This window comes from Xanthovirga aplysinae (assembly GCF_009711365.1).
Taxonomy (GTDB): Bacteria; Bacteroidota; Bacteroidia; order Cytophagales; family Cyclobacteriaceae; genus Xanthovirga; species Xanthovirga aplysinae.
This window is the reverse complement of the sequence record NZ_SMMB01000245.1, coordinates 1-830: the sequence shown is the minus strand read 5'-3', so window position 1 is coordinate 830 and position 830 is coordinate 1. Positions and strand designations below refer to the sequence as shown.

Annotated in this window: 1 protein-coding gene; it reads left to right on the top strand. The window is 41.0% G+C overall.

From position 1 onward, the window contains the following. On the top strand, positions 1 to 830 hold an 830-nt coding region (locus E1171_RS23290; protein WP_222931297.1), incomplete at both ends, for a hypothetical protein.

Below are 830 nucleotides of genomic sequence, written 5' to 3'. Positions count from 1 at the left end.
AATAGGGGGATTTCTTCCGATAACCACGCTTACGCTTTAATGGTAGGAAACGCAAATAAATTGAAAATCGACCAAACTGCTGTGGGCGCCGGGGCGGCGACTCGTAACAATACGGCCATTGCCCTGCAAAGAAGCGTTAATAATAGTATTGCCATCATTCAAAATAGCAATGAAAGTATCAGCCGGGATAATTTCGCCCTCTGGATTCAAAGAGGAGAGGGAAATAGGGGAGCTATTGATCAATCTGCAGATATTAATAATGATGGTGGAGGAAAAAGCATTGGTAATAAAGCTTTTTGGCTTCAGGATGGAACAGGTAATGACGGTATAATTGAACAGAGAGGTGAAGAGGGAGGGTTTACTCGTGAAAATACAGCCATTCTGATACAAAAGGGAAAAAATAATTTTGGAAGTATTGACCATGAAAGTGATGGTGGTAGGGTAAGAAACAATAAGGGAATTTGGTTGCAAATTGGCGATAATAACGGTGGATTTATTGATCAGGACGGAGAAAGAGGACTAAGTGCTAATAACTTTACCCTTCGATTACAAAAAGGAAATGGAAATATGGGAGGGCTGAATCAAGATGGACTAGATGGCACAAGTCAAAACAACAAGATTACCTGGTTGCAGATTGGAGATAAAAACAATGGTACCTTACGACAAAATGGCCGCGATGGAGTAAGCAGGGGCAATTCAGTATTTTGGCTGCAAAGGGGAGACAATCATAATGGCCTAATCGATCAGGATGGTTTTGGCAACAGAAGTGAATTCAACGAAGCCACCATTTATCAATACGGTGATGAGCATTTTGCCGAAATTATTCAAAA